Here is a 21,363-nt window from a genome sequence, read left to right as displayed (position 1 = left end):
GCCTATCGCGGCAGTGGATAAAACCGTCCGTTCCGGTTCCGCCTGCGCCAGCCGACGAAGACCGCGCTCAGGCACCGAACAGCGCGCGCAGGACCAGGAAGAACAGGATCGCCAGCAACGCGCCGGCCGGCAGGGTCACTACCCAGGACAGGAAGATCGAGCCGATCACCCGCAGGTTGAGCGCGCCGATGCCGCGCGCCATGCCGATGCCGAGCACCGCGCCGACCAGGGTATGGGTAGTGGACACCGGCAGGCCGATGGCCGAGGCGCCAACCACCGTGGAGGCGGTCGCCAGCTCGGCGGCGAAGCCGCGGCTGGGGGTCAGCTCGGTGATCTCCCGGCCGATGGTGGCGATCACCCGGTAGCCATAGGTAGCCAGGCCGATGACGATGCCCACCGCGCCCAGCAGCAGTACCCAGGACGGCACCGGTGAGCGGGTCACCAGTTCCAGGTCGCCGCCGGCCTGGACCACTGCGACGACCGCCGCCACCGGGCCGATGGCGTTGGCCACGTCGTTGGCGCCATGGGCGAAAGCCATGGAGCAGGCGGTGAAGATCATCAGCACCGCGAAGACCCGCTCGACGCTGGCGAAGCCGCCACGCGGATCGGCTCCGCCAGTGGGTCGGATGCGCAACAGCAGGACGATGCCCAGGCCCATCACCAGGCCACCGGCGAGCAACGCCAGGCCCAGCGTCTGGATGCCGGAAAGCTCCAGGCCGACATGCTTCAGGCCCTTGCCGACGGTCATCAGCGCGACCATGAAGCCCGCCAGGAACATGTACAGCGGCACGTAGCGGCGTGCGCTGCGGAACGGGTCCTCGGCATGCAGTACCAGCCACTGCACGCTCCTGAACAGGGCGAAGGCGAGCAGCCCGGACAGCACCGGCGTCACCACCCAACTGGCGACGATCGGGCCGATCGCGCCCCAGTGCACCGCGTGCACCGAGACACCGACCGAGGCGAAGCCGATGATCGCGCCGACGATGGAGTGGGTGGTCGACACCGGCCAGCCCTTGATCGTCGCCAGCAACAGCCAGACCCCGGCGGCCAGCAAGGCCGAGAGCATGCCGAAGACCAGCAGGTCGGGGGTCATGTACTGCGGATCGACGATGCCGCTCCTGATCGTTTCGGTGACCTCGCCGCCGGCGAAGTAGGCACCGCAGAACTCGAAGACCATCGCCACCAGGATCGCCTGGCGGATGGTCAGCGCCCGTGAGCCCACCGAGGTGCCCATGGCGTTGGCGACGTCGTTGGCGCCGACGCCCCAGGCCATGAAGAAACCGAACAGGCAGGCGAGTACGAGGAAGGCGAAGCCGTGGTCGGCGATCAAGGACATGGGCGGGGATCCGTATGCGGGCAGAAGGCGGAAAGAAACCTGGCGCTCAACGCGCCAGCAATTGCTCCAGGCGGTTGCCGACCCGCTGGGCGCGGTCGGCGACATCGCCGATCCATTCGATGATCTGGTAGAGGAACATCACGTCCACCGGCGGCAGCTCGCTTTCCAGACGGAACAGCTCGCGGCGTACCTCGACCTGGATGCGGTCGGTATCGTTCTCGATCGCCTCGAGTTCCTCCACCATGCTCTCCACCAGACTGGTCTCGCGCCCGCCGAAGCCGGTCTCGAGCAGTTCGTTGAGTTCGTTGACCACCCGCAACGCCTGGGCGCTGGCGTCCACCGAGCGCTGCACGTAGGCGAGCATCTGGCCCTGCAGCGGCAGCGGGATGCGCATGCGCCGGCCGAGCATCAGCCCGGCGATGTCCTTGGCGCGATTGGCGACTTTGTCCTGTACACTGAGCAGCTCCAACAGATCGGAGCGCGGCACCGGAAGGAACAGGCTCTTGGGCAGGTGCATCCGGACGTTCTTCTTCAGCCGATCGGCTTCCTGCTCCAGTCGCACCATGTCCTGCTGAACCTGTTCGACCTGCGCCCAGTCCTCGGCGATCACCGCGCGGAAGAACGGCAACAGGCCGGCCGCGCATTCGTGGGCCTTGGCGATGTGCTGCTGCATCGGCCCGATCGGCGAACGGCCGAACAGGCTGATGAACGGATTGGTCGGCATGGAACGCCTCCCTGATGGAAATGCCGAAAAGTATAGGCCACCCACCCCGCGCGCCTTTGATCTGGAACACCTTCACCCGCGGACGCCTGGCGTCCCGAGCCGGACATCGCCCCATGCAGAAAGAAACCGAAATCAAACTCCGCGTCAGCCGCGCCACCCTGGAAGCCTTGCAGGAGCACCCGTTGCTGAAGAAGCGCAACAAATCGGGCTGGGAGCGCCGCGAACTGTACAACCAGTACTACGACACCCCCGGCCGCGAGCTGGCCCGGGCCAAGGTCGCGCTGCGCATGCGCCGCGACGGCGAGCAGTACATCCAGACGCTGAAGAGCCGCGGGCAGAGCGTGGCCGGGCTGTCCGAACGCAACGAGTGGGACTGGTACCTGGAAAAGAACAAGCTCGACCTGAAGAAACTCGACGACAAGTGCTGGCCGGCGGCCCTCAAGGACCTCGACAAGAAGCAGCTCAAGCCGATCTTCAGCACCGACTTCGTCCGCCAGCGCGCCGAGATCGCCTGGGGCCGCGGCAAGGCCAGGGTAGTCGTGGAGGCGGCGCTCGACCTGGGCAAGGTGGTCGCCGGCGACAACCAGGAGGAAATCTGCGAACTGGAGCTGGAACTGCGCCAGGGCGATGCCGCCGCGCTGCTCGAGCTGGCCGCGGAACTGGCCGCCGACCTGCCGCTGATGCCCTGCGACATCAGCAAGGCCGAGCGCGGCTACCGCTTGTTCGACCCGAACAGCTACGAGGTCGATCCCCCGGCGCAGAAACTGCTGGCGGAAACCCCGCTGGACGGTGCCTTCGCCGCCATCGCCTGGTACCTGCTCGGCAGCAGCCAGCGACTGGCCGAACAGTATCGCTTCAACGGCCACTGGCGCCTGCTGGAGGACTGGCTGCAACACCTGCAGGACCTGCGTACCCTGCTCGGCAGCCTCGGCCAGGCGGTGCCACGCGCCAGCAGTCGCGAGCTGCGCGAAGCGCTGGACGCTCTCCTCGCCGACTGGGCGCCGCGCATCGAGCGCGGCCGTGACGACGAGACGCTACGCCAGCAGGCGCCGCAACTGTTCCGCGGCGAACTCGACGAGACCCGCTGGGGCCTGTTCTCCCTGAATGCCTCGCGCTGGCTGCTGGCCAAGGCCTGGACCGAGTCGCGCAACGAGCGCGGCAACCGCCAGGGCGCCGCCGCGCTGGGCAAATGGCTGCTGCGCAGCCTTGCCGAAGAAGCCCAGGCCACGCCGCTGGCGCGCGCCCACCAGCATCCCGAGCTGCTTCCCGACCAAGCGCCGCGCCTGCAGCGCATGCTTACCTGGTTGCGCCTGGCGCGCGGCGTGCTCGACCTGCCGGAAGCCGACCGCCTCTACGGCGAACTGGCCAAGTTGCTGGAGCTGCTGCGGCAACCTGTCGATGCCGAGCGCCTGGCTGACCGCGCCACGCAGGCCCATACTGTGCTGACGCTCAAACCCTGGAAGGCGCTGATGAAATAAGCTTCGCCGCTACCGCCATCATCCGAAGGGAGTCTGCATGTCCGTGTTCGCCACCGCCGCCCAGGACCGCCTGCTGGACCTCGGCGACCTGCTCCGCGAGCTGGTCGCCCAGGGCCGGGTCGGGCAGGAGCAGGCCGAACAGTGCCTGGCGATCCGCCGCAGCGCGGTGCGCAACCAGCAGCATCCGCTGGAGTTCCTCGCCGCGCAGCAGGTCGAGGATCTCAAGCGCCCCGGACGCAAGCTCGACCTGGAGACCCTCACCCAGTGGCTGGCCGAGTACGCCGGCCAGCCCTACCTGCGCATCGACCCGCTGAAGATCGACGTCGCCGCGGTGACTCCGCTGATGTCCTACGCCTTCGCCCAGCGCCATGGCATCCTCGCCGTCGCGCTGAGTCCGGAGGAAGTCACCATCGCCAGCGCCCAGCCCTTCGTACAGGGCTGGGAAAGCAACCTGGTGCATGTGCTCAAGCGACCGATCAAGCGGGTGGTGGCGAACCCGGCGGACATCCAGCGCTACACCGTCGAGTTCTTCCGCCTGGCCCGCTCGGTCAGCGGCGCCACCTCGCCGGACCAGAAGATCAGCGGCGTCGGCAACTTCGAGCAGTTGCTCAACCTCGGCGCCGCCGACCAGGAGCCGGACGCCAACGACGCGCACATCGTCACCATCGTCGACTGGCTGTTCCAGTACGCCTTCCAGCAGCGCGCCAGCGACATCCACATCGAGCCGCGCCGCGAGCAGGGCACCGTGCGCTTCCGTATCGACGGCGTGCTGCACAACGTCTACCAGTTCCCGCCGCAGGTGACCATGGCGGTGGTCAGCCGCCTGAAGTCGCTGGGACGGATGAACGTGGCGGAGAAACGCAAGCCGCAGGACGGCCGGGTCAAGACCAAGACCCCGGACGGCGCCGAGGTGGAGCTGCGCCTGTCGACCCTGCCCACCGCCTTCGGCGAGAAGATGGTGATGCGCATCTTCGACCCCGAGGTGCTGCTCAAGAGCTTCGACCAGCTCGGCTTCTCCGCCGACGACCTGCGCCGCTGGCAGAGCATGACCAGCCAGCCCAACGGCATCATCCTGGTCACCGGCCCCACCGGCTCGGGCAAGACCACCACGCTCTACACCACGCTCAAGCAACTGGCCACCGACGAGGTGAACGTCTGCACCATCGAGGACCCGATCGAGATGATCGAGCCCTCGTTCAACCAGATGCAGGTCCAGCACAACATCGACCTGACCTTCGCCAGCGGCGTACGCGCCCTGCTGCGGCAGGACCCGGACATCATCATGGTCGGCGAGATCCGCGACCTGGAGACCGCCGAGATGGCGATCCAGGCGGCGCTCACCGGGCACCTGGTGCTCTCCACCCTGCACACCAACGACTCGCCCACGGCGATCACCCGCCTGCTCGAACTGGGCGTGCCCTACTACCTGATCCGCGCCACGGTGCTCGGGGTCATGGCCCAGCGCCTGGTGCGCACGCTCTGCCCGCACTGCAAGGCGCCGATGCAACTGGCGGACAGCGACTGGCACGAACTGACCCGCCCCTGGAGCGCCCCGCCGCCCAGCGGCGCGCATCAGGCCGTGGGTTGCCTGGAGTGCCGCGACACCGGCTATCGCGGGCGCGCCGGCGTCTATGAAATCATGCTGCTCAGCGATAGCCTGAAAGAACTGATCACCGCCGACACCGACCTGGTCGCCCTGCGCCGCCAGGCGTACAAGGAAGGCACCCGCAGCCTGCGCCTGTCCGGCGCGCAGAAGGTCGCCGCGGGTATCAGTACGCTGGAGGAAGTACTGCGGGTGACCCCGCAGAGCGAACAGAAGTAGCGGCACATCCCGTCGGCGGAGTTCCGACGGTTGCACGGCACAACGCCGGACGGGCCTGCCAGGCCCACAGACAAGGATGTAGACGATGACGAGCGCTCCACCCGCCGTCCCCGCGCCGACGCTCCCCAGCCCCGGCGCACCGCACCTGCGGCGAGCCGCGAGCGGCGTCCCTGGCTCGATGTGGCTCGGCCGGCCGCCGAGCCGGCGCTGAGGGCCGGCCGATGGAAATCCTGCTGCTACGCCTGGACTTCTGGGACTGGCTGGCCTTCGGTACAGTCCTCCTGCTCCTGGAAATCTTCGGTGCCGGCGGCTATCTGCTGCGGGTCGGTCTCACCGCCGCTTGTGTCGGTGCGCTCGGCGCGCTCCTGCCGGGACTGGCCTGGCCTTGGCAGGTAGGGCTGTTCGTCCTGCTCTCCGGGCTGGTCGCCGCCTTGCATCGACGCCGTCGCCGCAAGGCCGGTAGCGTCGAGGAAACGCCAGGGTTGCAGCGACGCGGCGACGACCTGTTCGGCCGCACCTTTCCCTTGCACCGGGCGATCGTCGGCGGGCTCGGCGAGCTGCGCGTCGAGGACGCGTTGTGGTTGGTCAGCGGTCCCGACCTGCCGCGCGGCGCCCTGGTCCGGGTCACCGGCCAGGACGGCGCCCTGCTGCACGTCGAGCCTGCCGTTCCCTGAATCGCTGTAGCTCCCGGCCGGCGGGGGCTGTACGGCAGCGGAAAAAGCGACCGGACGGTCATCCCCGCTGGAACTCCGGGACGCCAAACGCGATCTGATGTAACACGCAGCCCCCTATCAGGAGTTCCCCCATGCGTTCCGTCAAACTCGCCGCCACCACCCTGGTCATCGCCGCCCTGCCGCTGGGCTCGGCCATGGCCGATACCTTCTGGCGCAACATCATTTCCTCGGGTGCCACCACGGCCTCCACCTACCTGACCTTCCGCCACGACCACAAGCTGATCGTCGCCGCGCAGGACGACGCCGGCAGCTACATCGCCAGCGACGGCGCGATCCGCGGGCCGTACCTGGAAGCCGCCCTGCAGAAGCTGCGCAACGACAACCCGGACCTGCAGGCCAGCGACATGGAACTGGCCAGCGCGATCCTCGCCGGCGGCGAGCAGTCCGCCGTCCAGCAGTAGGCCCCGGCGACCTCGCCTCCGCCCGGAGGCGAGGTCACTCGCGGTAGTCGTCCAGCGGCACGCAGGCGCAGAACAGGTTGCGGTCGCCGTAGACGTTGTCCACCCGGTTAACCGCCGGCCAGTACTTGAACGCCCGCGCATGTTCGCTCGGGGTCACCGCCTCGGCGATCTCGTAGGGTCTCTGCCAGATCCCGGTAACGTCGGCCAGGGTATGCGGCGCCCGTTTCAGCGGGTTGTCCTCCGCCGGCCAGTCGCCGCTTTCCACCTTGCCGATCTCGGCCCTGATGCTCAGCATCGCCTCGACGAAGCGATCCAGCTCCGCCTTCGACTCGCTCTCGGTCGGCTCCACCATCAGCGTGCCCGGCACCGGGAAGGACATGGTCGGGGCGTGGAAGCCGTAGTCCATCAGGCGCTTGGCCACGTCTTCCTCGGTGATCCCGGTCTGCGCCTTGAGCGGTCGCAGGTCGAGGATGCATTCGTGGGCGACGCGCTCGTTGCGCCCGCGATAGAGCACCGGGAACGCCCCGTCCAGGCGGTTCGCCAGGTAGTTGGCGGAGAGGATCGCCACCTCGCTGGCGTCGGCCAACTGCGGGCCCATCATGGCGATGTACATCCAACTGATCGGCAGGATGCTGGCGCTGCCCCAGGGCGCCGCGCTGACCGCGTCGTTCAGCGGGTTCGGCCCTTCGACGCGGATCACCGGATGGTTGGCGACGAACGGCGCCAGGTGCCGCTTGACCCCGATCGGCCCCATGCCCGGTCCGCCACCACCATGGGGGATGCAGAAGGTCTTGTGCAGGTTCATGTGCGAGACGTCCGCGCCGATGTCCGCCGGTCGCGCCAGGCCGACCTGGGCGTTGAGGTTGGCGCCGTCCATGTAGACCTGGCCGCCGTGGCGGTGGACCACTTCGCAGATCTCGCCTATCCCCTCCTCGTAGACGCCGTGGGTCGAGGGATAGGTGATCATCAGGCAGGACAGCCGGTCGCCCGCCTCGGCCGCCTTGAGGCGCAGGTCGTCGAGGTCGACGTTGCCGCGGGGATCGCACTCGACGATCACCACCCGCATGCTGGCCATGATCGCCGAGGCCGGGTTGGTGCCATGCGCCGATGCGGGAATCAGGCAGATGTCGCGCTGGCTATCGCCGCGGCTCTGGTGGTAGCGGCGGATCGCCAGCAACCCGGCATATTCGCCCTGTGCTCCCGAGTTCGGCTGCATGCAGATGGCGTCGAAGCCGGTGATCGCCCGCAGCCAGGCTTCCAGTTCGTCGATCATCCGGCGATAGCCCTCGGCCTGCTCGCGCGGCACGAACGGATGCAGTTCGACGAATTCCGGCCAGGTGATGGGGATCATCTCGCTGCTGGCGTTGAGCTTCATGGTGCAGGAGCCGAGCGGGATCATCGCCTGGTTCAGCGCCAGGTCCTTGCCTTCCAGCTGGCGCAGGTAGCGAAGCATCTCGGTCTCGCTGTGGTGGGCGTTGAACACCGGATGCTGCAGGTAGGCCGAAGTGCGTTGCAGGACCGCCGGAATGCCGTCGTCCACCGCCCCGCCATCCAGGTGCGCGACATCCAGCCCGTGGCCGGCACCGAGGAAGATCTCGAACAGGGTCGCCAGGGTCGCCGCGTCACAGGTTTCGTCGAGGCTCAGGGCCAGCCGCCGGTCGTCGACCACGCGCAGGTTGACCCGCGCCGCCCGCGCCCGCTCGAGGATCGCCGCCTGACGCTCGCCGACCTCGTAGGTCAGGGTGTCGAAGAAGTGCCGGTTGAGCCGCCGTAGTCCCTTGCTTTCCAGGCCCGCCGCCAGCAGCGCGGTCAGGCGCTGGACGCGTTGGGCGATGCGTTTCAGCTCCTGCGGCCCATGGTAGACGGCATACAGCGAAGCAATGTTGGCCAGCAGCACCTGGGCGGTGCAGATGTTCGAGTTGGCCTTTTCCCGACGGATGTGCTGCTCGCGGGTTTGCAGGGCCATGCGCAACGCCGGGTTGCCGCGGGCGTCGCGGGAAACGCCGATGATCCGCCCCGGCATTGCCCGCTTGTACCCTTCGCGGGTGGCGAAGAACGCCGCGTGCGGCCCGCCGTAGCCCATCGGTACGCCAAAGCGCTGGGCGCTGCCGAGCACCACGTCGGCACCGAGTTCCCCCGGCGGGGTCAGCACCAACAGGGCGAGCAGGTCGCTGGCGACGCAGGCCAGCGCCTGTTGACCGTGCAACGCCTCGATAAGCGGGCGCAGGTCGCGGATCTCGCCACGACTGTCCGGGTATTGCAGCAAGGCGCCGAACACCGCGTGGGCGGCAAGATTGTCCGGCTCGTCGACGACCAGCTCGAAACCGAACGCCTCGGCGCGGGTACGCAACACCGAAACGGTCTGCGGATGGCAATGCGCATCGACGAAGAACCGGTTGCTCCTGGCCTTCGCCACCCGCCTGGCCAGGGCCATGGCCTCGGCGGAGGCGGTGGCTTCGTCGAGCAGCGAGGCGCTGGCCAGGTCGAGTCCGGTGAGGTCGATGGTCAGTTGCTGGAAATTCAGCAGCGCTTCCAGGCGGCCTTGGGCGATTTCCGGCTGGTAGGGCGTATAGGCGGTGTACCAGCCGGGATTCTCCAGCACGTTGCGGAGGATCACCGGCGGCGTCACGGTGCCGTAGTAGCCCATGCCGATCAGGCTGGTCCAGCGCTGGTTGAGCCCGGCGTAGCCGCGCAGGCGCGCCAGGGCGGCCTGTTCGTCGAGCGCGGCGGGCAGTTCCAGCGGCCGGTTGAGGCGGATCGCCGGCGGCACCGTCTGCACGATCAGTTCGGCGCGAGTGGAAACTCCGAGGAAATCCAGCATGGCCTGCTGTTCCGCCGGATCGGGGCCGAGGTGGCGGCGCAGGAAGGCATCGGCGGGCTGGAGCTGGGCGAGGGACGGCGTCTGCGACATGGCTTCGGTCTCGTTGGGGGCGGCATCGCCCTGCCAGCGATCGTCGCCGAACGGATATCGAATGAGAAAGCAACGACGGCGAAAACGCATTTCGCCGCTGCAAAAAGAACAAAGCCTCGAATGATCGAGGCCTTGTCCAAGGATAGCGGGTTTTGTCGCGACTACGCGGCGGCTCAGCCTTCCGCGTCGACGGCGGCCTGGTAGCCAGCGGCGTCGAGCAGCTTGTCCAGCTCGGCCGGATTGCTCGGCTTGAGCTTGAAGAACCAGGACGCGTACGGGTCGTTGTTGACGTCTTCCGGGGTGTCGGCCAGGGCTTCGTTGATAGCGATGACTTCGCCGCCGATCGGCGAATAGATGTCGGAGGCGGCCTTCACCGACTCGACCACGCCCGCTTCCTGACCGGCGGCGAGGGTCTTGCCCAGCTCCGGCAGCTCGATGAAGACCACATCGCCAAGGGCTTCCTGGGCATGGTCGGAAATGCCCACGGTAACGCTGCCGTCGGCTTCCAGACGCGCCCATTCGTGGCTCTGGGCGTAACGCAGTTCGGCGGGAATATTGCTCATCTTGTTTTCCTCGAAGTCGGGGGCGACGGCGGTCGCCATTGCCAGGTTAGATCAGGGGCTTGCCGTGACGCACGAAACTGGGCTGGACCACCCGTACCGGGTACCACTTGCCGCGGATTTCCACCTCGGCGCGGTCGCCGGTGGCGGCCGGCACGCGGGCCAGCGCGATGGACTTGTTCAGGGTAGGCGAAAAGCTGCCGCTGGTGATCTCCCCCTCACCAATGCCAGCTACCCGCACCACCTGGTGGGCGCGCAGCACGCCGCGCTCCTCCAGAACCAGGCCGACCAGCTTCGGCTGGTCGCCGGCGGCCTTCTGCGCTTCCAGCGCGCGGCGGCCGACGAAGTCCCGCGCAACCGGCTCCCAGGCTACGGTCCAGCCCATGTTGGCGGCAAGCGGGGAAACGCTTTCGTCCATGTCCTGGCCGTAGAGATTGAGCCCGGCCTCCAGGCGCAGCGTATCGCGCGCCCCCAGGCCCGCCGGGGAGATCCCGGCGCCAACCAGCTCGTTGAGGAAGCCTGGCGCCTCGGCGGCCGGCAGCATGATTTCCAGGCCGTCCTCGCCGGTGTAGCCGGTGCGGGCGATGAACCAGTCGCCCTCGGCACGGCCCTGGAACGGCTTGAGTTCGCGTATCAGCGCGGCGCGTGCCGGGGATACCAGTTCGGAGCTGTGCACGCGGGCGTTGGGGCCCTGGATGGCGAGCATCGCCAGGTCGCCGCGTTCCTGCAGGTCGACCTTGAAGCCGGCGGCCTGCGCCTGCATCCAGGCGATGTCCTTGTCGCGGGTGGAGGCGTTGACCACCACCCGGTAGCCGTTCTCGGTCAGGTAGACGATCAGGTCGTCGACCACCCCGCCCTCTTCGTTGAGCATCGCGCTGTAGAGCGCCTTGCCGGTCTCGCCGAGGCGCGCCACGTCGTTCGCCAGGAGATGCTGCAGATAGGCCGTGGCCTGCTCGCCGGAGACGTCGACCACGGTCATGTGGGACACGTCGAAGACGCCGCAGTCACGCCGAACCTGATGGTGCTCCTCGACCTGCGAACCGTAGTGCAGCGGCATGTCCCAACCGCCGAAATCGACCATCTTGGCGCCGAGCGCGACGTGCAGCTCGTAAAGCGGGGTGCGCAATCCCATGGGTATTCTCCTTCCGGGCGTAGCGGGTGCCGTCGGCAGGGACCGCCGGCACGAAATCGCGCGCATTGTAGCCGCAAGCCCCGGAGCAGGACACCATGGAAGCGTGCCGCGATCCGTGCATAGACCCTACGACCTGCATGGATACTGGGCTCAACGATCGGAATGATGGGCAGAACGACGAATCAACCCGACCACCGGTAGCAGGCCGACCAGCACCAGGGTCAGGGCCGGCAGCGAGGCGCGCGCCCATTCGCCCTCGCTGGTCATCTCGAAGATCCGTACGGCCAGGGTGTCCCAACCGAAAGGACGCATCAGCAGGGTCGCCGGCATCTCCTTGAGCACGTCGACGAAGACCAGCAGCGCGGCGCTCAGCGAGGCCGGCAGCAACAGCGGCAGGTAGACCCGCAGGAACAGCAGCGGGCCGCCCACGCCGAGGCTGCGCGAGGCTTCCGGCAGCGACGGGCGGATCCGCGCCAGCCCGCTTTCCAGCGGCCCGTAGGCCACCGCCATGAAACGGATCAGGTAGGCCAGCAGCAGGGCGAACAGACTGCCCAGCAGCAGCGGCTTGCCGGCGCCGCCGAGGGCGCTGGAAAGCGGGATCACCCAGTGATTGTCCAGCCAACTGAAGGCCAGCATGATCGAAACCGCCAGGACCGAGCCCGGCAGCGCATAACCGAGGTTGCCCAGGCCCACCGCGCCGCGGATAGCGCGGGTCGGCGCCAGGCGCACGGCGAAGGCCAGCAGCAGGGCCACGGCGACCGTCGCCAGTGCGGCGATGCCGCCCAGCGTCAGGGTATGGCCGATCAGGTCCCAGTAGCGCTCGTCGAGGTCGAAACGGCCCTGGCGCCAGAACCAGACAACCAGTTGCGCCACGGGAATCACGAAGGCGCAGAGGAACACCAGCCCGCACCAGGCGCTCGCCGCCAGCGCCCTGGCGCCGCGCAGGCGGTACAGCGGCGCGCCGCGCGGACGCTCGCTGGCGGCCTTGGCCCGGCCTCGCGTGTGGCGCTCGCCGAGCAGCACCAGGCATACCCCGAGCAACAACAGGCTGGCCAGCTGGGCGGCGCTGGAGAGGCTGTAGAAGCCGTACCAGGTCTTGTAGATAGCGGTGGTGAAGGTATCGAAGTTGAACACCGATACCGCGCCGAAGTCGGCCAGGGTTTCCATCACCGCCAGCGCCAGGCCGGCGCCGATCGCCGGCCGCGCCATCGGCAGGGCGACCCGCAGGAACGCCTGCCAGGGCGACAGGCCGAGGACCCGCGCGGCTTCCATCAGGCCCTTGCCCTGGGCGATGAAGGCGCTGCGCGCGAGCAGGTAGACATAGGGATAGAACACCAGCACCAGGACCAGGATCACCCCGCCGGTGGAGCGTACGCGCGGCAACCGCAGGCCGCTGCCGAACCACTCGCGCAGCAGGCTCTGCACCGGTCCGGCGAAATCCAGCAGGCCGACGAAGACGAACGCCAGGACGTAGGCCGGGATCGCGAACGGCAACATCAGCGCCCAGTCCAGCCAGCGCCGTCCGGGGAATTCGCAGAGGCTGGTGAGCCAGGCCAGGCTGACCCCGAGCAGAGTCACGCCGATGCCGACGCCGAGCACCAGGGTCAGGGTGTTGCCGAGCAGGCGCGGCAACTGGGTATCCCACAGGTGGCTCCAGATTTCCCGGTCGATCTCCAGCCAGCTCAGCAGCAGCACGCTGAGCGGCAGCAGCACCAGCGCGGCAACGGTGAAGGTGATGGGGTACCAGCGGCGGGGAGCGGGATGGGCCACGAAATCCTCGGTGCGGAACGAACGACGCCCCGCTCGGACGAGCCGGGGCGCCGAGTATAACCGGCGGTCAGTTCCAGCCGGCGCGGTCCATCAGGCGAATCGCCTCGGCCTGGCGCTTGCCGGCGACTTCCACCGGGATGCTGTCGGCCTTGAAGCTGCCCCAGCTGGCGACTTCGGCTGACGGCGCGACCTGCGGGTTGGCCGGGAATTCCTGGTTGATCCCGGCGAACAGCGCCTGGGCGTCGGGCCCGGTCATCCATTCCACCAGCGCCTTGGCTGCCTCGGGATGCGGTGCGTGGCGAGTCAGGCCGATGCCCGACAGGTTGACGTGGACGCCGCGGTCGGCCTGGTTCGGCCAGAACAGCTTGACCCGCAGGTTCGGGTTCTGCTTGTGCAGGCGTCCGTAGTAGTAGGTATTGACGATGCCGACGTCGCACTGGCCGGCGTCCACCGCCTGGATCACCGCGTTGTCGTCGGCGAATACGTCGGTGGCCAGGTTGTTCACCCAGCCCTGGAGGATTTCCTCGGTCTTCTGCGCCCCGTGGGTCTCGATCAGGGTCCCGGTCAGCGACTGGTTGTAGACCTTCTTCGCCGTGCGCAGGCACAGGCGGCCTTCCCATTGCTTGTCGGCCAGGGCTTCGTAGGTGCTCAGCTCTTCCGGCTTGACCCGCTCGGTGGAGTAGACGATGGTCCGCGCGCGCAGCGACAGTCCGGTCCAGCTATCGGTGCTGGAACGATACTGCGAGGGAATGTTCCGTTCGATGGTGGCCGACTTGAACGGTTGCAGCAGGCCCATCTGCTCGGCCTGCCAGAGGTTGCCGGCGTCCACGGTGAGCAGCAGGTCGGCCGGGGTGTTCGCGCCTTCGGCCTTGATCCGCGCCATCAGCGGCGCTTCCTTGTCGGTGATGAACTTGACCTTCACGCCGGTCTTGCTGGTGTAGGCATCGAACACCGGCTTGATCAGCTCGTCGATGCGCGAGGAATACACCACCACTTCGTCGGCGGCCTGGGCCAGGCCGGTGATGCCCAGAGCCAGGGCGGCGAGTAGAGCTTTGCTTGCCTGCATGAAGAACAGCCTCGTCAGCGGAACGTAGGCACGAATGATAAGAAATCTCGCTTGCGAACCCGCGCGACTAAATGTGTCGGGGTGTTTCGCCTGCGTCCAGGCCGCCGAGGATGGCGAGAAACGCCTCCACCGCGGCGCTGCGGCCATGGCGGCGGGTGAAGACGAGGAAATCGGCCAGCGCCTCGGGCTCGGCCAGCGGGCGATAGACGACTCCGGCCCGGGCCAGCGCGGTGCTGCAACGCGGCACCAGGGCAACGCCCTGGCCGGCCGCGACCAGGGCGATGATCGAGATGATCTGGCGTCCGGCCGGTCCCCTCGTCAGCGCCAGCCCGGCCTTCCGGTAGAGGCGCTCGATCAGTTCGTTGAGGCCGGAGCCGTAGTCCAGCGGAAACAGGATCAGCGGCCGATCACGCAGATCGTACAGGTCGATCCGCTCTTGCCGCGCCAGCGGATCGCCGTTGGGCACGGCCACCACCAGCGGCTCGCCGCCCAGGGCCAGCACCTCGATGCCGACCTGGCCTTCCGGCGGCGGCAGGCGCCCCAGCCCCACATCGATGCCGCCTTCGGCGATCTGCGCCCATTGCGCCGCCGAAGCGCCTTCGAGCAGCTCCAGTTGCACCTCCGGATGGCGCTCGCGGAACAGTCGGATCGCCTCGGTGAACAGGTTCGACAGGGCGATGGAGCTGGCGTAGCCGAGGGTCAGGTGGCCGGCCAACCCCTGCGCCAACTTGCGGGCGAAGCCGGCGGTGCGCTCCAGTTGGTCCAGCAGGCCGCGTGCGTAAGGCAGGAACAGGCTGCCCTCGGCGGTGAGGGTCACCGCCCGGCTGGAGCGGTCGAACAGGCGAAAGCCCAGCTCTTCCTCCAGCGCGGATATCTGCCGGGTCAAGGGCGGCTGCGCCATGTGCAGGCGCTGGGCGGCGCGGCCGAAATGCAGGGTTTCGGCAACGGCTGCGAAGCAGCGCAGGCGGCGTAGGTCGAGCATGCGGTTCCTCGGTATCGATCGGTCCTGAATCGGTATTGGCCAGCCCGTCGGGAGCGCCCCTATAACAGGGGGTTTCTCGTCCAGACAGAGCGTTCCATGAATTCGTCCCAGGGTTTCCCCCGCCTCGCGCTGTTTCTCTGCGGTTGCGCTGCGTTCCTCAATCTCTATACCACCCAGGGCATCTTCGACGAACTGGCGGCGAGCTTCCACATCAGCGCCCATCAATCGAACTGGAGCATCACCGCCACCACCCTGGCGGTGGCCCTCGCCGCGCCCTTCGTCGGCCGGCTCAGCGGCGGTCGCGAGCGCAGCCGGGTGATCGCCTTCGCCGCCAGCCTGCTCTGCGTGCCCATGCTGCTGGCCGCCCATGCCGGCAGCTTCGCCGCCTTCCTGCTCTGGCGCTTCGCCGAGGGGATGCTGATTCCCCTGCTGTTCGCCAGCAGCGTGGCCTACACCGGCGAACGCTGGAGCGGCGGCGCGGTCATCGAGCTGACCAGCCTCTATGTCGCCGGAACCATCCTCGGCGGCTTCGCCGGACGCTTCCTCACCGGCCTGCTGACCGAGGAGTGGGATTGGCGCGTCGCCTTCCGGATCCTCGCCGGACTGACCCTGCTCATCGCCGTCGCCATCCGCGCGCTGCTCCCTGCCAATTCTGGCAGGCACTCGCCCGCACCCGGGAAACGCCCCTTAGTATCCCGTGAACTGTTCCGGGCTCCGCTGCTGTCGTCCTACGCGGTGGGGTTCTGTGTCCTCTTTTCCCAGGTCGCCATGTTCACCTATATCGGCATCCATCTCAGCCGTCCGCCGTACAGCCTGGACACCGCTCAGCTCGGCTCGATCTACGCGGTGTTCCTCCTCGCCCTGCTGGTGATTCCCGCCAGCGGCCGCCTGGCCCGCGCCCGCCCGCACCGCCAGTTGCTGCTGGGCGCATCGCTGCTGGGCGTCTGCGGCTCGCTGCTGACCCTGGCGCCGGGCCTGCCGACGATTCTCGTCGGCCTGGCTCTCAGCGCCACCGGCGTGTTCCTCGCACAGTCCACGGTCAACGCTTTCACCGCCAGCAACGCCGGGACCGACAAGGCCGGCGCCGTCGGCCTCTACCTGACCTGCTACTACGCCGGCGGCAGCCTCGGCGCGGTGCTGCCGGCGCCATTCTGGGACCGCTGGGGCTGGCCGGGCTGCCTGGGCCTGATCCTCCTGGCCCAGTTGCTGCCGTTGCTGCTGACCCGCTACGGCTGGTCCGCACCACAGGCCGAACGCGCGGCCCTGCGCGCGTCGCAAGGAAGACCGTAACCATCGCAAGAACAACAAGAACCGACAGGAGGTTAGCCATGAACCATGTCATCACCCCCCACAGCAAGCTGCTCGGCGTCATCGAGCCAGTCCTCAACGACATGCCCGCCGGACCCCTGCGCCATGCGCTGTTCCGGGCCTTCTGGGACGAGACGGCGTCGTTGCTGGACATCGAGGACGCCTTCGCCCGGGTCACCGCCCGGCGCCAGGCGGTCGAGCCGCTGCGCAAGTTCTTCGCCAGCTGGTCGAAGACCAACAACTCGGCGGCCAGCGTTTCCGGGCTGGCCAATCGCCTGACCCTGCTGGCCCGTTCGGAACAGGGTTCGGCAGCGGCAGACCAGCTCTATCGAGCCTGCGGCAGCCTGCAACGGATCACCGACGAAGACCTCGGCGCCCTCGGCAACACCGTGCATGCCGATCTTTTCTACACCATGGCCACCACCCTTTGCGGCGACGACCGCTGGCTGCTGCGCGAGAACTGCCTGCCTTCGGCGCAGGCGTTCAAGGACTGGACCGACCGCCAGCGCCTGCGCGAGCGCGACCTGATGCAGGGACTGCTGACCACGCTGGTACACGAGGTCTATACCCACGGCGAGGTGGAGTACATCCACCCGCTGTACAAGGAATGGTTCAGCCGCGACATGGGCGTACCCGCCGAACGCGCCCGCGCCACCGTGGCCTGGGTAACGGTGCACACCGGCGGCACCGAGAGCAATCACTTCGCCCACGCCACGGCGGCGGTGAACGCCTTCGTCGAGGCGATGGAAATCGAGGTGAACGAAGAAGCCGCGCGCAACCTGTTCGGGCTCTACCTGCGCAACAAGGCGCAGGTCATGCGTGACTGCGCGGCGCTGTTCTGAGGACTGGCGGCCCTCCCGTCAGGGGAGCCGCCCCGCTCAGACTCGTGCCAGCGCCGGCAGGTCGCCGCTGAGGCCAAGCGCCTGGCGGACGAACAGCGCCTTGGCCTCGTGATGGCCGTCGACCAGGCGCAGGCCGGCGTTGCGCAGCCAGCGCAGCGGCAACCGGTCGGCCTGGAACAGGCGTTCGAAGCCTTCCATTGCCGTCATCATGCCCAGGTTGTGCGGCATCCGCCGCCGCTCGAAGCGACTCAGCACGCGTTCGTCGGCAAGCCGTTCGCCGCGCTCCAGGGCGTGCAACAGGACCTCGGACAGCACCGCCGCATCGAGGAAACCCAGGTTCACGCCCTGTCCGGCCAGCGGGTGGATGGTGTGCGCAGCGTCGCCGACCAGCGCCAGGCCCGGCTCGACGTAACGCTTGGCGTGCCGCTGGCGCAGCGGGATGCACAGGCGCCGGTCGGCATGCAGGATGGCGCCCAGGCGCTGTTCGAAAGCTTCGCCGAGGGCGGCGCGGAAGCCATCCTCGTCCAGCGCCATCAGCCGTTCTGCCTGTTCCGGGGTGGTCGACCAGACGATCGAGCACCAGTGTTCGTCGCCGCGGTCCGGCAGGGGCAGGAAGGCCAGCGGGCCGTCGTCGGTGAAGCGCTGCCAGGCGGTTGCGCGGTGCGCGTTCTCGCAGCGCACGCTGGTGACGATGGCGTGGTGCAGGTAATCCCATTCGCGGGTGGCGCAGCCGGCCAGGCGGCGTACCGCCGAGTTGGCGCCGTCGGCGGCGACCACCAGCGGCGCGCGCAGCTGACGGCCGTCGGCCAGGGTCAGCAGCCAGTCGTCACCGGAGTGGCGCATCTGTTCCAGGCGCGCGTTGGCCAGCAGGCCGGTGGTGGAATCGTGCAGGCGTTCCAGCAGGGCGTCCTGCACCACCCGGTTCTCGACGATATGGCCGAGCACCTCGGCGTGCACGCTGGCGGCGCTGAAGCCGATCCGCCCGGTGCCGGAGCCATCCCACACCTGCATCTCGCGATAGGGCTCGGCGCGGCGCGCGACGATGCCGTCCCAGGCGTGCAGGCGCTGGAGAATCCGCCGGCTGGCTTCGGACAGCGCACTGACCCGCGGCTCGTAGGGCGCCTCCGGCTTGAACGGCGCCACGTCGAGCGAGCCGCCGTCCACCAGCAGCACCTCCAGGCCGCTGCCCTCCAGGGCCAGGGCCAGGGCGCTACCGACCATGCCGGCGCCGACGATGACCAGATCCGCGTGCATATCCTCGTTCTCCACTCGTGGGCCCTCTTCAGGCCGCGTTCCGCAGGCGCGGCTTGAGCCGCACGTACAGGGTTTTCTGAACCCGCGCCACCAGGGTGCCGGCGTCGTCGCGCACTTCGGCGTGCAGCCGGGGCAGGTACTTCTCGCCGCCGGCGGTCCGCTCACGGACCTCGTCGAGCAGCTTCTGGTCGATGCTGAAATGCGCATGCACCGGGCCCTTGCCCGGGCTGACGAACTCGATGTTGGCCGCCTTGTCCCAGACCACGTAGTCGCGGCCCAGGTTCTCCATCAGCATCAGCATGAAGAACGGGTCGGTCATCGCGTAGAGGCTGCCGCCGAACTGGGTGCCTACATAGTTGCGATTGAGCCGGTTCAGGCCCATGCGCACCCGAACCTCGCGGAAATCGCCGGCGATGTGCCGCACACGGATGCCCGCCCCCAGGAAGGGCGGGTAGAGGTTCATGGCGAAGCGCAGCAGGCGGGCCTTGCGCGCCCTCGACCAGACCGGCATGGCGCTACAGCGGCCGCGCGCCGAGGCCCATGGCCTGACGGGCGAACCAGCGCTTGGCCGGCGGCAGCAGGTCGAGCCCGAGCAGGCCGAGGTTGCGCCCGGCGCCGAGCAGCGCGCGGTCGTTGGAGAACAGCCGGGTCACCCGGTCGGAGAAGCCGACGGTCATCTGCTGGTCCAGGCGCTGCCCATCGAGGTAGCGCTGCAGCACGGCGAACTCGCCCAGCGGCGCGTCGTCGTGGAGCAGGGCGTCGACCAGCGCCAGGGTGTCGCGCAACGACAGGTTGAAGCCCTGGCCGGCGATGGGGTGCAGACTGTGCGCAGCGTTGCCCAGCACCACCAGGTGCGGACGCACCTGCTCGCGGGCCTCGACCAGGTGCAAGGGGTAGCAGTGCCGTGCGCCGACCTGGCGGAAGGCGCCGAGGCGGTAGCCGAAGGCAGCCTGCAGCTCGCCGAGGAAGGCCGCGTCATCGAGGCCACGCAGACGTTCGGCGTCCTTGCCTGGGCGGGTCCAGATCAGCGCGCAACGGTTCTCCGGCAACGGCAGCAGGGCCATCGGACCGCTGGGGGTGAAGCGCTCGAAGGCCTGCCCGAGGTGCGCCTCGGAGGGCGATACGTTGGCGATCAGCGCAGTCTGCCGGTACGGCGTCTGCTCCACGGCGATGCCGAGTTGTTCGCGCAGCCCGGAACGACCGCCATCGGCGAGGATCGCCAGCTCGCAATCGAGTTGCGTCTCGTCGTCGAGGGTAAGCCGGTAACCGCCCTCCCGGGCTTCCAGGATCTTCACTTCGGCCGGGCAGTGCCAGCGCACCACCTCGGGGTCGAGCGCCTTCCACAGGCACTGGCCGAGCCAGGCGTTCTCCACCACGTAGCCCAGCGCCGGCACGCCTTCCTCGATGGCGGTCAGGCGGGTGGCGCCGAAGCGGCCGCGGTCGGAAACATGGATATGCAGGATCGGCTCGGCGCGCTCGGCGATCGCCGGCCACAGGCCGAGACGCTCGTAGATCTGCCGGCTGCCGTAAGACAGCGCCGAAGAGCGGGCGTCGTAGCTGGGCTGGTAGGCATTGCCGGGGGCGAAGGGTTCGATCAGCACGATCGACCAGCCGCGCTCCCGAGCGCCGGCCTGCAGGGCCAGCGCCAGCGAGGCGCCGACCAGGCCCCCGCCGATGATCGCCAGGTTGACCTTGCTCATCGTCACCTCAGGCTGCCTCGCTCTTGGCCGCGGCCATCAGCGCCTCGATCTCGGCGACGGTCTTCGGCACGCCGTTGGTCAGCACTTCGCAGCCATTGCGGGTGACCACCACGTCGTCCTCGATGCGTACGCCGATACCGCGCCACTTCTTCGCCACCGAGGTATTGTCCGGGGCGATGTAGATGCCCGGCTCGACGGTCATCGCCATGCCCGGTTCGAGCACCCGCCATTCGCCGCCGACGCGGTACTCGCCGACGTCGTGCACGTCCATCCCCAGCCAGTGGCCGGCGCGGTGCATGTAGAAAGCCTTGTAGGCCTCGTGGGCGATCAGCTCGTCGACGTCGCCCTCCAGCAGGCCCAGGCGCACCAGCCCGGCGGTGATGACCCGTACGGTGGCCTCATGGGCCTCGTTCCAGTGGCGACCGGGGGCGATGTAGTCGAACGCCGCCATGTTGGCTTCCAGCACCAGTTCGTAGATCGCCTTCTGCTCGGGGCTGAAGCGGCCATTGGCGGGGAAGGTACGGGTGATGTCGCTGGCGTAGCAGTCGATCTCGCAGCCGGCATCGATCAGGATCAGGTCGCCGTCCTTGATCGCCGCATCGTTCTCGCGGTAGTGCAGGATGCAGGCGTTGCGTCCGGCGGCGACGATCGAGCCGTAGGCCGGCATCTTCGCCCCGCCCTTGCGGAACTCGTATTCCAGCTCGGCTTCCAGGTGGTACTCGAACAGCCCCGGCCGGCACACCTCCATCGCCCGGATGTGCGCCCGGGCGGAGACCTCGGCGGCGTAGCGCATGACCTTCACTTCGTTGGCGCTCTTGTACAGCCGCTGGTCGTGCAGCAGGTGGTCGAGGGCAACGAACTCGTTCGGCGGCTGCGCGCCCTGGCGGGCCTTGGAGCGGATCACGTTGATCCAGTCCATCAGCCGGCGGTCGAAGTCGGGATTGGCGCCAAGGGCGTAGTAGACCCGGTCGCGGCCTTCGATCAGGCCGGGCAGGATGTCGTCGATATCGCCGATGGGAAAGGCGTCGTCGGCGCCGTACTGGCCGATCGCACCGTCCTGGCCGGCGCGCAGGCCGTCCCACAGTTCACGCTCCGGATCTCGCTCGCGGCAGAAAAGCACGTATTCGCCGTGGGCACGGCCGGGAATCAGCGCCATCACCGCCTCCGGCTCGGGGAAGCCGGTGAGGTACTGGAAGTCGCTGTCCTGGCGGTAGACATGCTCGACGTCGCGATTGCGGATGTACATCGGCGCCGCCGGCAGGATGGCGATGCTGTTGGGTTCCATCTGCGCCATCAGCGCCTTGCGCCGACGGGCGTACTCCGACTTGGGGATACGGATCATG

At 68.3% G+C, this 21,363-nt stretch carries 18 protein-coding genes; 6 read left to right on the top strand and 12 right to left on the bottom strand.

Features of this window, described 5'->3' with window-relative positions; translation table 11 throughout:
- Positions 1-67: 67 nt before the first annotated feature.
- Positions 68-1,336 (bottom strand): inorganic phosphate transporter, encoded by a 1,269-nt coding sequence (locus FOC67_RS27870; RefSeq protein ID WP_009314471.1) that lies wholly within the window; start codon positions 1,334-1,336, stop codon positions 68-70.
- Between the two features lie 46 nt (positions 1,337-1,382).
- Positions 1,383-2,060 (bottom strand): TIGR00153 family protein, encoded by a 678-nt coding sequence (locus FOC67_RS27865; RefSeq protein WP_003096272.1) that lies wholly within the window; start codon positions 2,058-2,060, stop codon positions 1,383-1,385.
- A gap of 113 nt (positions 2,061-2,173) precedes the next feature.
- On the opposite strand from FOC67_RS27865, the gene FOC67_RS27860 reads away from it, so the two are divergent.
- The 4 genes from FOC67_RS27860 (at position 2,174) to FOC67_RS27845 (ending at position 6,495) form a co-directional block, all read left to right on the top strand.
- Entirely contained in the window at positions 2,174-3,538 is a 1,365-nt protein-coding gene (locus FOC67_RS27860; RefSeq protein WP_009314472.1) for an inorganic triphosphatase, read from the top strand.
- A 37-nt stretch (positions 3,539-3,575) separates the two neighbouring features.
- The gene (locus FOC67_RS27855; protein WP_003096276.1) at positions 3,576-5,360 is read left to right on the top strand and encodes a GspE/PulE family protein; all 1,785 of its coding nucleotides are present in this window, start codon (positions 3,576-3,578) and stop codon (positions 5,358-5,360) included.
- Positions 5,361-5,581: 221 nt separating this feature from the next.
- Positions 5,582-6,034 carry an NfeD family protein gene (locus FOC67_RS27850; RefSeq protein WP_009314473.1) on the top strand — a complete coding sequence of 151 codons (453 nt, stop codon included), beginning with the start codon at positions 5,582-5,584 and terminating at the stop codon, positions 6,032-6,034.
- A gap of 131 nt (positions 6,035-6,165) precedes the next feature.
- Positions 6,166-6,495 carry a DUF2388 domain-containing protein gene (locus tag FOC67_RS27845; RefSeq protein WP_003118034.1) on the top strand — a complete coding sequence of 110 codons (330 nt, stop codon included), beginning with the start codon at positions 6,166-6,168 and terminating at the stop codon, positions 6,493-6,495.
- A 34-nt stretch (positions 6,496-6,529) separates the two neighbouring features.
- Here FOC67_RS27845 and gcvP read toward each other — a convergent pair whose 3' ends face one another.
- The 6 genes from gcvP to FOC67_RS27815 form a co-directional block, all read right to left on the bottom strand.
- The gene (gene gcvP, locus FOC67_RS27840) at positions 6,530-9,406 is read right to left on the bottom strand and encodes an aminomethyl-transferring glycine dehydrogenase (protein WP_031627610.1); all 2,877 of its coding nucleotides are present in this window, start codon (positions 9,404-9,406) and stop codon (positions 6,530-6,532) included.
- Positions 9,407-9,579: 173 nt separating this feature from the next.
- A complete protein-coding gene (gene gcvH / locus FOC67_RS27835) occupies positions 9,580-9,969 on the bottom strand; it encodes a glycine cleavage system protein GcvH (protein ID WP_003107397.1) in 390 nt (129 codons plus the stop codon).
- A 46-nt stretch (positions 9,970-10,015) separates the two neighbouring features.
- Complete coding sequence (gene gcvT / locus FOC67_RS27830) at positions 10,016-11,098, bottom strand: glycine cleavage system aminomethyltransferase GcvT (protein WP_009314477.1); 1,083 nt, start codon at positions 11,096-11,098, stop codon at positions 10,016-10,018.
- Positions 11,099-11,248: 150 nt separating this feature from the next.
- On the bottom strand, positions 11,249-12,868 hold the full coding sequence (locus FOC67_RS27825) for an iron ABC transporter permease (protein ID WP_003099178.1): 1,620 nt from the start codon (positions 12,866-12,868) through the stop codon (positions 11,249-11,251).
- Between the two features lie 67 nt (positions 12,869-12,935).
- Positions 12,936-13,934, bottom strand: a complete 999-nt coding sequence (locus tag FOC67_RS27820; protein ID WP_003096289.1) for an extracellular solute-binding protein — start codon at positions 13,932-13,934, stop codon at positions 12,936-12,938.
- A gap of 67 nt (positions 13,935-14,001) precedes the next feature.
- Positions 14,002-14,916, bottom strand: coding sequence for a LysR family transcriptional regulator (locus FOC67_RS27815; RefSeq protein WP_009314480.1), 915 nt, complete (start codon positions 14,914-14,916; stop codon positions 14,002-14,004).
- Positions 14,917-15,012: 96 nt separating this feature from the next.
- Between FOC67_RS27815 and FOC67_RS27810 the strand changes: the two genes are divergently transcribed.
- Together FOC67_RS27810 and FOC67_RS27805 are read left to right on the top strand one after the other, a co-directional pair.
- A complete protein-coding gene (locus tag FOC67_RS27810) occupies positions 15,013-16,206 on the top strand; it encodes an MFS transporter (RefSeq protein ID WP_009314481.1) in 1,194 nt (397 codons plus the stop codon).
- A gap of 38 nt (positions 16,207-16,244) precedes the next feature.
- The gene (locus FOC67_RS27805) at positions 16,245-17,066 is read left to right on the top strand and encodes a hypothetical protein (protein ID WP_003096295.1); all 822 of its coding nucleotides are present in this window, start codon (positions 16,245-16,247) and stop codon (positions 17,064-17,066) included.
- Positions 17,067-17,102: 36 nt separating this feature from the next.
- Here FOC67_RS27805 and FOC67_RS27800 read toward each other — a convergent pair whose 3' ends face one another.
- From FOC67_RS27800 to pepP, 4 genes are read right to left on the bottom strand one after another with little or no spacing between them, the layout of a single operon-like run.
- On the bottom strand, positions 17,103-18,320 hold the full coding sequence (locus FOC67_RS27800) for a 2-octaprenyl-3-methyl-6-methoxy-1,4-benzoquinol hydroxylase (protein ID WP_009314482.1): 1,218 nt from the start codon (positions 18,318-18,320) through the stop codon (positions 17,103-17,105).
- Between the two features lie 28 nt (positions 18,321-18,348).
- A complete protein-coding gene (locus FOC67_RS27795; protein ID WP_003099189.1) occupies positions 18,349-18,831 on the bottom strand; it encodes a hotdog fold domain-containing protein in 483 nt (160 codons plus the stop codon).
- 4 nt (positions 18,832-18,835) lie between these two features.
- Positions 18,836-20,020: a 2-octaprenyl-6-methoxyphenyl hydroxylase gene (gene ubiH, locus FOC67_RS27790; protein WP_009314483.1), complete on the bottom strand. Its 1,185-nt coding sequence runs from the start codon at positions 20,018-20,020 to the stop codon at positions 18,836-18,838.
- A 7-nt stretch (positions 20,021-20,027) separates the two neighbouring features.
- Positions 20,028-21,362 (bottom strand): Xaa-Pro aminopeptidase, encoded by a 1,335-nt coding sequence (gene pepP / locus FOC67_RS27785; protein WP_003096308.1) that lies wholly within the window; start codon positions 21,360-21,362, stop codon positions 20,028-20,030.
- Position 21,363: the final 1 nt, after the last annotated feature.

The organism is Pseudomonas sp. FDAARGOS_761, from assembly GCF_013343155.1.
GTDB classification, from domain to species: Bacteria; Pseudomonadota; Gammaproteobacteria; order Pseudomonadales; family Pseudomonadaceae; genus Pseudomonas; species Pseudomonas aeruginosa.
This window is presented reverse-complemented; position numbering and strand designations above follow the sequence as displayed.